Origin of the sequence: Vibrio sp. OPT20, from assembly GCF_963889365.1 — a bacterium.
In the GTDB taxonomy this organism is placed as follows: Bacteria; Pseudomonadota; Gammaproteobacteria; order Enterobacterales; family Vibrionaceae; genus Vibrio; species Vibrio splendidus.
Genome location: NZ_CAWPOA010000031.1, coordinates 873,175 through 885,202 on the forward strand (window position 1 = coordinate 873,175; position 12,028 = coordinate 885,202).

Consider the following 12,028-nt stretch of genomic DNA (forward strand, 5'->3'; position numbering starts at 1 on the left):
ATTAGAAGCGGTTGAGGTCGTTAAGTCTCTGCGGCCTGATGTGGTGTTGATGGATATCAGCATGCCTATCATGAACGGCATTGATGCGACCCATCTGATTAAAGAAGAAGACCCAGAAGCGAAGGTGTTGATGCTGACTATGCATAACAACCGTGAATACATCATGAAGGTGATGCAATCGGGCGCAGTCGGCTATATGTTGAAAGAGATTTCGGCTGAAAAAATGGTGCAGGCGATCAAAACGGTCAATCAAGGCTCGACCTATTTTTGTGAAAAAGTGACACAGAATTTATTTACTCAGCCGATTACTCCCACGCAATCTGTGAAGAATCCATTGAGCAGGCGTGAAGAAGCGGTATTGAAATTAGTCGCAAAAGGGGAGAGCAGTAAAGAGATCGCGAAGGGTTTGAATATCAGTTACCGAACGGTTGAAACCCACAGACAAAACATCAAGCACAAACTGGATATTCACTCTACGGCAGAGCTTGCCAAGTACGCTGTCAATTCGGGGCTTGTGGAGTAATCGTACGCTAAATGACACTAAATGTGTAATTTAATTACTAAATGTGTAATTAAGCCCTGCTTTTTGGAGGTTTTTTTAGTATTTTTGCGACAGGTTGATATTCTTCTTTTCGAAATTTAGGTGCAGAATGCAATGTTGCAAACTGTGCGCTACCAATTAGAGAGGAAGCATGGAGCCTGTAAAAGATAGGTATAGTATTGAAAATACCGATTATACAGTAGGACAAGATAACGTTCAGAAATGGGGTTTTGATGTTCACAACCCAGTATTTGGAATCAGTGCAGGAGCGATCATTGTCTTCTTGGTTGCACTTCTAGTCGCAGATCCAGAAACCGCAAAAGCGGCACTGGATGGAATCAAATGGAAAGTCATCGGTAACTTCGATGGTTTCTTCATGTGGGCAGCCAACATCTTTGTTATCTTCTGTTTTGCCCTCATTGTCTCCCCGTATGGCAAGATACGTATTGGTGGCAATGATGCCAAAGCAGAGCACTCTAACCTGTCTTGGATGTCGATGTTATTCGCCGCAGGAATGGGTATTGGCCTGATGTTCTGGGGTGTAGCTGAACCCGTCGCTTACTTTACAGGTTGGTATGAAACACCGCTCGGTGTTGAAGCTTATTCTCCTGAAGCAGCTAAGTTGGCATTAGGTGCAACCATCTACAACTGGGGTCTTCACGGTTGGTCGATTTACGCTGTTGTTGCTCTAGCCCTCGCTTTCTTCACATTCAATAAAGGCTTACCGCTTTCTATTCGCTCAATCTTCTACCCACTATTAGGTGATAGAACTTGGGGTTGGTTTGGTCATATTGTTGATATCGTGGCGGTATTGGCAACACTATTTGGACTTGCAACATCATTGGGCCTAGGCGCACAACAAGCGACAAGTGGTATTAACCATGTGTTTGGTACCGATGGTGGTATTGGCATGCAGCTAGTTGTTATTGCAGTGGTTACTTTCTTAGCAACAATGTCAGTCATTCGCGGCATTAACGGTGGTGTAAAGGTTCTGAGTAACATCAATATGTTGGTTGCTTTGGGTTTACTTATCTTTGTGACGATCGCTGGTGGTATGGCGGGTATTAAAGCAATCCCAACCGCACTAATGGGCTACATTGAAAACTTTATTCCTCTAAGTAATCCTCATGGTCGTGATGATGAAACTTGGATGCAAGGCTGGACGGTATTCTACTGGGCTTGGTGGATGTCATGGTCACCATTCGTTGGTATGTTCATCGCTCGTATCTCTAAAGGTCGTACTATTCGTGAATTCATCGTCGCTGTATTGTTCATCCCAACGACAGTAATCATCATCTGGATGGCTATTTTCGGTGGTATCGCGATTGATCAAGTGGCGAACAAGGTGGGTGAGATAGGCGTGAATGGTTTGCAAGATATTACGCTTTCTCTATTCCACACTTATGATGCGCTGCCAATGAGTTCTATGCTTTCTGTAGTATCGATTGGTTTGATTATGGTGTTCTTCATCACCTCGTCAGATTCAGGCTCATTAGTTATCGACAGCATTACTTCTGGCGGTAAAGTGGATGCCCCTGTTCCTCAACGTGTATTTTGGGCGTTGATGGGCGGTGCGATTGCAGCCGTTCTATTGTGGGTTGGCGGTACAGAATCCATTCAAGCACTGCAAGCTGGAACGGTATCAATGGCGCTACCATTTGCGTTCATATTATTGCTTATGTGCCTAAGCTTATTGTTAGGTTTACGAACTGAAAATCAATTAGTTAACCAGCAAAATGCTTTGAGCTAAAAGTATTTTCTGAATAAAGGTCGACAGGGTCGGCCTTTTTTTCGTCATATACTTAAGTGATTTCGTGAATTTTGTTTGAAAATTAATCGAACCGATTCTGGTTTACTGAAAACAATAAGTTAACCTGCTAAACTTCAGACATCCAAGTATTTGAATTATTGTGACAACAGCTTGTACTACTTGGATTGTATGTTCGAGTTTGTGATTAAGTCGCAGGTAAGTAAGGAATACGAGGTCAATAGACCCTATTAGTATTCCGTAGAGAGGGATAATGACTAAAGGTATAGATAAATACAGTATCGACAGTACGGATTACACTGTCGGTCAAGATAACGTCCAAAAATGGGGTTTTGATGTTCATAACCCAGTATTTGGTATCAGTGCAGGACTTATTGCTTTGTTCCTGATCGGTATTCTGATTACAGATACCGCTTCAGCAAAGGCAGCACTAGATGGCGTTAAAGGCCAGATCATCAATTCGTTTGATTGGCTTTTCATCTGGTCGGGTAATGTTTTCGTTGTTTTCTGCTTAGGCTTAATTGTTTCTCCGTATGGTAAAATCCGCCTTGGTGGTGTTGATGCGACGGCAGATTACTCATTCTTCTCTTGGCTATCGATGCTGTTTGCCGCAGGTATGGGTATCGGCCTAATGTTCTGGAGTGTGGCGGAACCCGCTGCTTACTTCACGGGTTGGTTTGAAACCCCGTTAGGTGTTGAACCCAACACACCAGAAGCTGCTAAGTTAGCGCTAGGTGCAACCATGTATCACTGGGGTCTACACCCTTGGGCTATTTATGGCGTAGTAGCACTGTCACTTGCGTTTTTCTCTTACAACAAGGGATTGCCTCTTTCTATTCGTTCTATTTTCTACCCAATCTTGGGTGATAGAGCATGGGGTTGGGCTGGTCACATTGTTGATATTCTGGCGGTTCTTGCAACGCTGTTTGGTTTGGCGACGTCGCTGGGCTTAGGTGCACAACAAGCAGCAAGTGGTATTCAACATGTCTTCGGAATCGAAGCTGGCTTAGGATTACAAGTTGTTGTTATTACCGTAGTAACGTTATTAGCGGTCGTGTCAGTGCTTCGCGGTATTGATGGCGGCGTTAAAGTTATCAGTAACATCAACATGTTGGTTGCTTTCCTACTGCTTATCTTAGTGGCTCTAATCGGCTATGCGGTGAGTTTAGGTTCTATCCCAACAACCTTTATGGCATACGTTGAAAACATCATTCCTTTGAGTAATCCTCATGGTCGTGAAGATGAAGCGTGGATGCACGGTTGGACTGTATTCTACTGGGCTTGGTGGATTTCATGGTCACCATTCGTAGGTATGTTTATCGCGCGTGTTTCTAAAGGTCGTACGGTTCGTGAGTTCATCACAGCGGTTCTGATTGTTCCAACGACTGTTACTATCATTTGGATGTCAGTATTTGGTGGCATGGCGATTGACCAAATCGTGAATAACGTTGGTATCCTTGGTCAAGATGGTTTGACTGATGTATCACTAGCGATGTTCCAAATGTTTGATGCTCTACCGTTCGGTACGCTGCTATCAATCATTGCGGTTATCTTAGTTCTAGTATTCTTCATTACATCGTCTGACTCAGGCTCTCTAGTAATCGACAGCATCACCGCGGGTGGTAAAGTTGATACGCCAGTGCCTCAGCGTGTGTTCTGGGCGTTCCTTGAAGGTGCAATTGCAGTAGCTCTATTGTGGGTTGGTGGTACTGAAGCAGTACAAGCTCTGCAAGCGGGTGCTATCTCGACAGCATTGCCGTTCACCATCATTCTATTACTGATGTGTGTGAGCTTGCTAATGGGTATGCGTACAGAAAAACGCTAACTTCTGAAGCTAAATCGACCGCGATTTATAGGCGGTCGAATGCTAAATAATACGAAGGCAGGTGAGGAAACTCTCCTGCCTTTTTTGTATCTATTTTACAGTCTAGAGAACAGTATATTTCGATGGGATTACCTTCAAAATAACGTCTTAAATTTGGCGATTAGCCAAGTAATTGACATTCGATAAGCCAATGGTTTGCTTAAAATTATATTACGTTATTAAATTATAAAATCGCTCGAATTTAATACTGATATTGGGTAGTATGCGCGAGATTTCCCACTACTCGTGAAACTTTGACATGAAACTAACACTTAAGCAGAAGTTAATAGGTGCTAGCCTATCTGCTGTTGTCGTTATGGCAACAGCGTTAACTTGGTTATCAGCAAACCAATTATTTGAACAGACTCGTAATGGCGTATACCTGCGAGCTGAAAGCGTATCAGAAGCAGCATCTGAAGGTATTAAAAACTGGATTGATATCCGCACCGATATCGCATCAGCATTTAATGACTTTTCACGAGAGGATGATGTTGTTCCTTTCCTTAAGCAAGCTCGTGTAGCGGGTGGCTTTGACGATATCTTTTTAGGTACTCCAGAAGGCGGAATGTACCGTTCACATCCTGAACGTAATCGCGCTGGTTACGATCCTCGTCAACGTCCTTGGTACCAAGAAGCAAACGCTGCAGGTAAGCAAATCATTACCACTGCTTACCAAGATGCAATCACTAAAGCATTGCTAGTAACAATTGCAGAACCTGTGCGTCATAACGGCAAACTTGTTGGTGTAGTGGGTGCAGACGTACTTATCGACCAACTAGTGAACGATGTAATCAGCCTTGATGTTGGTGACAATGCGAACGCAATGCTAATTGATGCCTCTGACGGCACATTCCTAGCACACCCAGATTCTGCACTGAGCCTGAAGCCGGTAAGCCAGCTTTCAAACGACATCTCTATGCCAATTATCGAGAACGCAGTGCGTACGGGTAGCATCGAGATCATCAAAGAACGTGGCGCTGAGAAGCTGCTTTACTTCACGAAGGTGCCTAACACTAACTGGATCTTCGCGGTTCAGATGGACAAAGCAACAGAAGAAGCGAACCACTCAACACTACTTACTCAGTTGATCACAACGGCGGTCATTATTACGTTAATCGTAATCGTATTAGTGTCTTGGTTAGTGAGCTTCCTATTCCGTGATTTGAACCGTGTTTCAGCGGCACTTGAAGAAATTGCTTCAGGTGAGGGCGACCTTACTCAACGTCTTGAGCCTAAGAGCGATGACGAGATTGGTAAGCTTGCTGAAAACTTCAACCGTTTTGTAGGCAACATGCACACCATGGTGATCAAGCTAAGCGAAGTATCTGCTGCGCTAGGCAACCAAGCACGTCAAACAGCTTCTCAAGCTGAAGAACGTAGTGCTCGTATCCAAATGCAACAAGACGAGATCAACATGGTAGCAACAGCCGTTAACGAAATGGCTGCAGCAACACAAGAGATCGCGGGTAACGCTGACCACACTGCACAGAACTCATCTGAAGCAGTTGGCGCGTGTGAGCACGGTACTGGTCAAGTGACACAGACTCAAAGCTCTATCCAAAACCTTGCTCAAGAAGTTCAAATCGCAACTAACGTGATCCTAGAACTTGAAGAGCACGGCAACAGTATCAACGCTATCTTGTCTAACATTCAAGGTATTGCAGAACAAACGAACCTACTTGCACTTAACGCCGCTATTGAAGCAGCACGTGCGGGTGAACAAGGTCGTGGTTTCGCGGTTGTAGCTGATGAAGTTCGAGTTCTGAGCCAACGTACACACGGTTCAACGCAAGAGATTCAGCAAACGATTGAGTTGTTACAAGGTACAACAGGCAAAGCGGTTAGCATCATGAACGATAGCCGTAGTCTTGCTGAAACCAGTGTTGATGACGCGAACTCAGCGGCTGCAAGCCTAACGCAAATCCACGCTGCTGTTGAACGCATCAGCGACATGGCAACACAGATTGCTTCTGCTGCAGAAGAGCAAGCGTCAGTAACGTCTGAGATTACTCGTAACACTGAGGGAATCCGTGACGTATCTAACGAGCTAGCAGACGAAGCGCACCAAGCTGCAGAGCAAGCTGCTCAGCTGTCTGAACTGTCTCACGAGCTAGAAAGCGAAATCAGCCGCTTCAAGCTGTAAGCGCTAACAGGTAATTTGAAAGCCGAATGTGATTATCACATTCGGCTTTTTTGTGCGTGCTAGTTAGAGTTATGAACCCAAATTAGTTGTTCGGGTAACCAGGGAACTTAGCTTTAAGGGCTGCACGAGTAGGGAAGTACTGCTCCATAAATTTAACCATCGTAGGGTCGTTCGCTTGTCGCTTTTCAGCTCTTTGGGTACTGGCATCAAGGTCAGTACTTATTGTAAGTGACTGACCAAGTTTGATTGGATAAGGGTGTAGTTCAGGAGAATCACAGACACAAAAAAGCCCGAGTATAAACTCGGGCTTTGAATGGTTTTCTTTATAACTTATGAGGAGCTAGATTGCCTGACGAAGTTGGAAGTAACGTCCCGCTTCGTTTAAGAGCGTTTCATGAGAACCGTGCTCAACAATCTCGCCTTGTTCAATCAGAACGATAGAATCCATCGATTCCAGACCAATCAAACGGTGCGTAATGAAGATAACCGTCTTGCCTTCAAAATGCTTCTCGAACAGCGTCATGATGCTGTGTTCTGTTTGCTTATCTAAGCCTTCTGTCGGCTCATCTAGAAGCAAGATAGGAGCATCATGAAGAATGGCACGTGCGATACCAATACGACGCTTCTCACCACCAGACAGTTGACGACCACCATCACCTAACCAGCTATCAAGCGCGTTATTCTCAAGCAGCTTTTCAAGGCCAACATCTCTTAGGATATTCGCTAAGTGATCATCGGTTGCTTCTGGTCTTGCAATCAACAAGTTGTCACGCAAAGTACCATTTAGAATGTCGACACGTTGGCTTACTACACTGATTGATTCACGAAGCTGTGATTCATTCCACTGTGTCAGTTCAATGCCCGCGATTGAGATATAGCCCTTTTTAGGATCCCAGTAGCGAGTCAGTAGTTGAATCAGAGTCGACTTACCAGAACCCGTTTGACCAACAATCGCAACCTTGTGTGTGGCAGGGATCGTTAGGTCAACAGCGTTCAGAACACTGCGCTCAGAATCAGGGTAGTTGAACGTCACGTTTGAGAACGTAATATCAAGCGGCTTGTTGATGTCGAGCTTCTCTTCAGCGAACTGAACTTCAGGCTCCGACAGAATCACTTCGTTCAAGCGACGAGCTGAAGACAGAGTTTGACCTAAATGCTGGAACGCGCCTGCGATAGGCATCAGCAGTTCAAAACTTGCCATAGTAGCGAACGCCATTAGCGCAATGAACGGGTCTGGTGCATTACCACCCACACCGTCAGCCGCAAGCCAAAGCATAAGAACCAACGTTAAACCGTTGAACAACATCAGAGCTGCTGAAGCCATACCGGTTAGGTTAGCATTCACAAACTGATTCGCCATCAGCTTTCGTTGCGTCTCTAGAATGGCATTACGGTAACGCTCTTCAGCACCAAACAGAGTCAGTTCGCTGTAGCCTTCAATCCAATCTAGCGTAGTCACACGAAGATCAGCTTTGTTCTGTGTCAGTTCACCACCGTTACGTTTACCCAATTTGTAGAACAAGATTGGCCAAACCAACAGCATGATCAGAAGGATAGAACCCAAGATCAAACCAAGCGAGCTATCGAACCACATCAAGAACAGAGTCAGGAAGAAAATCCCGAACACACCAACCGTCACTGGGCTTACTAAACGTAAGTACACGTGATCCATGGCGTCAACATCAGCAACCAAACGGTTCAGTAAGTCTGCGTCACGAAGGTTTGAGATACGACCTGGGATCAGCGGAGCCAGCTTCTTGAAGAAGAAGATACGTAAATCAGTTAACAGTTTGAATGTTGCATTGTGGCTGACAACACGTTCACCCCAACGACCCGCAGTACGGCTCATTGCCAAACCACGTACACCGCCGCCCGGTAGCATGTAGTTGAAGGTTTCACGCGCAATCGTAAGGCCTGCAACCGCAGAAGCTGAAATGAACCAGCCTGATAGCGTTAACAAGCCGATAGAAGCCGACAGAGTTGCAAAAGCCAATAGCATGCCTAGCGATAGGCCAAACCAATGCTTTTTATAGAGTTTCAGGTAAGGCAGTAAATCACGCATCTAAATTACCCTTATTATCTTGTTGAGCTAAGTTCGCGTTCAGCATCTCTTCGAACAAACCACCCGCAGTTGAAAGCTGAGAGTAATGACCTTGTTCAACCAGACCACCATCGCGCATCACCAGAATATTATCGACTGATTTAAGAGGAGCGAGTTGGTGCGTCACAAGTAGGGCAGTGCGGCTTTCAATATTGCTATTGATGCCTTTCATTACTAACTGTTCGCTACGAGTATCTAGGCTGGCTGTGGGTTCATCTAACAACCAGAACTGACCGTCTTGAATCATTGCGCGAGCCAGAGCCAAACGTTGAGATTGACCAACAGAAAGGCCGCCAGAGCGATCAGAAATCATATAATCCAAGCCGTGCTCATTAACGAACTCGCTAGCAAATGATTGCTCAAGTGCATTCTCGACAACTTGGTCAGCAATATCGTGCTTACCTAGAGTGACGTTGTCACGAATACTGCCGTGCAGTAGCAACGGATTTTGACCGACCCAGCTAATGGTTTTACGCCAAGAGGCTAAGTCGAGGTCACGCAATTCAATACCATTGATTTTCAAGCTTCCTTCATAAGGCATGAAACCAAGAATAGCATTGATCAAACTCGTTTTACCCGCACCACTTGGGCCAACTAACGCAGTCGATTGGCGAGTGTTCAATGCGAACGAGATAGGACCAACTAATTGAACACCTTCAGGGCTTAACACTTTTAGGTCGGTAGCTTCAATATTGATGCCTTGAGCTGAATCGAGTTGAGTGTTGCCTGATTTAACCTTAGTGATGTCGGTTTCTAGGAACTCGACAATACTTTCGGCTGCGCCAACCGCTTGTTGCTTCGCGTGGTAGAAAGTACCTAAGTCACGTAGAGGTTGGTAAAACTCTGGCGCTAAGATAAGGATAAACAAACCAGCGAATAGCGTAATGCCTGCACCGTAGTGGCCGAAGTTAAGTTCACCGATGTAGGTGAAACCAAAGTAAACCGCCGTCATCGCGATAGAGATCGACGTGAAGAACTCAAGTACAGCAGAAGACAAGAAAGCGATTTTCAACACATCCATGGTACGCGTTCTGAACACTTCAGATGCACCTTTCAGTACTTCTGTTTCAGCGTTGGTACGATCAAATAGACGAATGGTTGTCATTGACTGCAAACGGTCGTAAAAGTGACCTGAAAGACGCTGCAGCGCTTTGAAGTTTTTGCGGTTTGCATCGGCCGCTTTCATACCCACAAGTGCCATGAACATCGGCACTAGTGGAGCAGTAATCAAGAAGATCAGGCCTGCTGCCCAGTTTACCGGGAACACCACAACCAAAATAATGAATGGAATCATTACCGATAGAGACATCTGAGGTAAGTAACGAGAGAAGAAATCTTGCATGTCTTCTACTTGTTCTAGCAACAGCGTTGCCCACGTACCCGCAGGTTTGCCTTTGATATAAGCAGGGCCTAACTCTCGTAACTTATCGAGGATGAGTTGCCTGATGTAGACACGGATTTGTTCACCACAGCGATAACCTGCGATTTCACGTCCCCATGTACAGCCAGCACGGCCAACGACCGATAATGCCAAGCCTGCGAAATGACCAACCAGTTCAGATTTATCGACATTCTCGATGATCAGCTGGTGAAGAATAGAGGCGAGAAGAGCTGCTTGAGCAATTAAGAACACGCTTGAAAGTACGCCAAGGCTAATCGCAATCATAAGCCAGCGTTTCGCTAACTTACTCTGTTGCTTAAGCCACTTGTTCAAGCTGCGTTGTTTTTTCTTATCCATTATGAAGGCTTAATGATAATTATTATTTGTTGAGGGCGGCTAGTATACAAAAGAAAGCCCAGTGGATATACCACTGGGCTCTAGGGATTTACAACAAAATGTGATGACGCCCTGCATCTACTGAGGCGAGAGCACCGATAATCAAATCTGCAATCTCAGATTTACTTATCGTTAAGGCCATCTAGGAAGCGTTCAGCATCCAGTGCAGCCATACAACCTGTGCCAGCAGAAGTGATTGCTTGGCGGTAGTTGTGGTCCATTACATCACCCGCAGCGAACACGCCTGGGATGCTGGTTTGTGTTGCGTTACCTTCAAGACCAGACTGAACAATGATGTAGTCATCTTTCATGTCGACTTGGCCTTTGAAGATTTCAGTGTTTGGTTGGTGACCGATAGCAATGAATGCACCCATTACTTCGATGTCTTCCGTTTTGTCAGACTGAGTATCTTTAATACGAACGCCCGTTACGCCCATGTCGTCGCCTAGAACTTCGTCTAGCGTGCGGTCAGTGTGAAGAACAATGTTGCCGTTCTCTACTTTGTCCATTAAACGCTTCACTAGGATCTTTTCAGCGCGGAACGTGTCACGGCGGTGAACAAGGTGAACTTCAGACGCGATGTTAGATAGGTAAAGTGCTTCTTCAACAGCCGTGTTACCACCACCCACAACTGCAACTTTCTGGTTGCGGTAGAAGAAACCATCACACGTTGCACAAGCAGAAACGCCACGGCCTTTAAATGCTTCTTCAGAATCCAAACCTAAGTACTTAGCCGATGCACCCGTAGAGATGATCAATGCATCACACGTGTACTCGCCTGAATCGCCTTTAAGACGGAAAGGGCGGTTAGATAGGTCGACTTCGTTAATGTGGTCGAACAGTATCTCTGTTTCAAAGCGCTCTGCGTGCTCTTTCATGCGATCCATCAGTGCTGGACCCGTTAAACCTTCAGGATCACCCGGCCAGTTTTCTACTTCTGTCGTGGTTGTAAGCTGACCACCTTGCTGCATACCGGTAACCAGTACTGGGTTTAGGTTTGCACGAGCAGCGTAAACTGCAGCTGTATAGCCAGCAGGGCCAGAACCAAGAATCAATAAATTACAGTGCTTTACGTCGCTCATGAGGACTCCGAAATTGAAATTGTTTTTATTTATAATCGCTTAGGATTGTATGGAAAATATGGAGGCAATAAAAGTGTAAACAAGGGCTGAAGTGTAATTAATCGTTATAGGTTAGAACTTAATCGAGACAAACGTTTTCGTGGCTGGAAGATCGCTTAAACCACCGTCTTCTTCATGGATTGTTGCTGCCGCCTTTTCGATTTCTAACGAGCATATCAAAATACGCCCAAATAACTGTATATAAAAACAGTATTTAGTTATAAGATTGCACGCACGTTTGATAGGCAACGTTAGAAAGATGAGGAACGAGCGATGAACTTACTCCCAACAGGCACACAGCTAGGTAAATTGGAACTACTGGAAGTGTATCAAGACATCTTAGGACCGAAGTGTTTTTCGGTTAAGAATGAAAATACCCAAAGGTTCATGGTGTATTGGAGTGGGGACTACGACAACGGGCAGTGCATCAAGTGGGCTTACATTCCGATAACCAAACCATTGCTGGCCAGCTTGTTAAACAAAGAAGTGGGCTTTCACGATGCGTTCTACCGTTCAGACAAACTTTACCTAGCGACTATCTACACAAACGAAGTAGGGAAGCCCGCGAAAGTCGAATTACTGAATGCAACGAACAAGCACTTAGTCAACCTACCGCCCGTTGATTTTGAAATCGACCTTGAAGAAGCTTGTGTGTTTTAGTTTGCACAAGGGGACTTACGGGCTCTGAAACTCGCAATTGGACAAGAACGAGC

8 protein-coding genes are annotated in these 12,028 nt (G+C 45.2%); 5 read left to right on the forward strand and 3 right to left on the reverse strand.

Annotation, left to right across the window (positions count from 1 at the left end):
- The 4 genes from AACR09_RS05085 to AACR09_RS05100 form a co-directional block, all read left to right on the forward strand.
- Positions 1 to 523: response regulator (locus AACR09_RS05085; protein ID WP_228010932.1), on the forward strand; the 523-nt coding region annotated here is incomplete at its 5' end.
- Positions 524 to 692: 169 nt separating this feature from the next.
- The gene (locus AACR09_RS05090; RefSeq protein WP_004733394.1) at positions 693 to 2,291 is read left to right on the forward strand and encodes a BCCT family transporter; all 1,599 of its coding nucleotides are present in this window, start codon (positions 693 to 695) and stop codon (positions 2,289 to 2,291) included.
- Positions 2,292 to 2,562: 271 nt separating this feature from the next.
- Entirely contained in the window at positions 2,563 to 4,134 is a 1,572-nt protein-coding gene (locus AACR09_RS05095) for a BCCT family transporter (protein ID WP_004733395.1), read from the forward strand.
- Positions 4,135 to 4,432: 298 nt separating this feature from the next.
- Positions 4,433 to 6,316, forward strand: a complete 1,884-nt coding sequence (locus tag AACR09_RS05100) for a methyl-accepting chemotaxis protein (protein ID WP_017083880.1) — start codon at positions 4,433 to 4,435, stop codon at positions 6,314 to 6,316.
- A 340-nt stretch (positions 6,317 to 6,656) separates the two neighbouring features.
- On the opposite strand, the gene cydC is transcribed toward AACR09_RS05100, so the two are convergent.
- The 3 genes from cydC to trxB form a co-directional block, all read right to left on the reverse strand.
- On the reverse strand, positions 6,657 to 8,378 hold the full coding sequence (gene cydC, locus AACR09_RS05105; protein WP_193836097.1) for a heme ABC transporter ATP-binding protein/permease CydC: 1,722 nt from the start codon (positions 8,376 to 8,378) through the stop codon (positions 6,657 to 6,659).
- Positions 8,371 to 10,155 carry a heme ABC transporter permease/ATP-binding protein CydD gene (gene cydD, locus AACR09_RS05110; RefSeq protein WP_004733399.1) on the reverse strand — a complete coding sequence of 595 codons (1,785 nt, stop codon included), beginning with the start codon at positions 10,153 to 10,155 and terminating at the stop codon, positions 8,371 to 8,373. The genes cydC and cydD overlap by 8 nt, the downstream gene beginning before the upstream one ends.
- A gap of 161 nt (positions 10,156 to 10,316) precedes the next feature.
- A complete protein-coding gene (gene trxB / locus AACR09_RS05115; RefSeq protein ID WP_012603688.1) occupies positions 10,317 to 11,276 on the reverse strand; it encodes a thioredoxin-disulfide reductase in 960 nt (319 codons plus the stop codon).
- Positions 11,277 to 11,588: 312 nt separating this feature from the next.
- On the opposite strand from trxB, the gene AACR09_RS05120 reads away from it, so the two are divergent.
- Positions 11,589 to 11,975 (forward strand): DUF6575 domain-containing protein, encoded by a 387-nt coding sequence (locus tag AACR09_RS05120; RefSeq protein WP_193836098.1) that lies wholly within the window; start codon positions 11,589 to 11,591, stop codon positions 11,973 to 11,975.
- The last annotated feature ends 53 nt before the right edge of the window (positions 11,976 to 12,028 follow it).

Bases quoted from the DNA above. Each gene is read 5' to 3' on its own strand.
- AACR09_RS05090 (WP_004733394.1), top strand. From the start codon at position 693: ATGGAGCCTGTAAAAGATAGGTATAGTATTGAAAATACCGATTATACA.
- AACR09_RS05095 (WP_004733395.1), top strand. From the start codon at position 2,563: ATGACTAAAGGTATAGATAAATACAGTATCGACAGTACGGATTACACT.
- AACR09_RS05100 (WP_017083880.1), top strand. From the start codon at position 4,433: ATGAAACTAACACTTAAGCAGAAGTTAATAGGTGCTAGCCTATCTGCT.
- cydC (WP_193836097.1), bottom strand. From the start codon at position 8,378: ATGCGTGATTTACTGCCTTACCTGAAACTCTATAAAAAGCATTGGTTT.
- cydD (WP_004733399.1), bottom strand. From the start codon at position 10,155: ATGGATAAGAAAAAACAACGCAGCTTGAACAAGTGGCTTAAGCAACAG.
- trxB (WP_012603688.1), bottom strand. From the start codon at position 11,276: ATGAGCGACGTAAAGCACTGTAATTTATTGATTCTTGGTTCTGGCCCT.
- AACR09_RS05120 (WP_193836098.1), top strand. From the start codon at position 11,589: ATGAACTTACTCCCAACAGGCACACAGCTAGGTAAATTGGAACTACTG.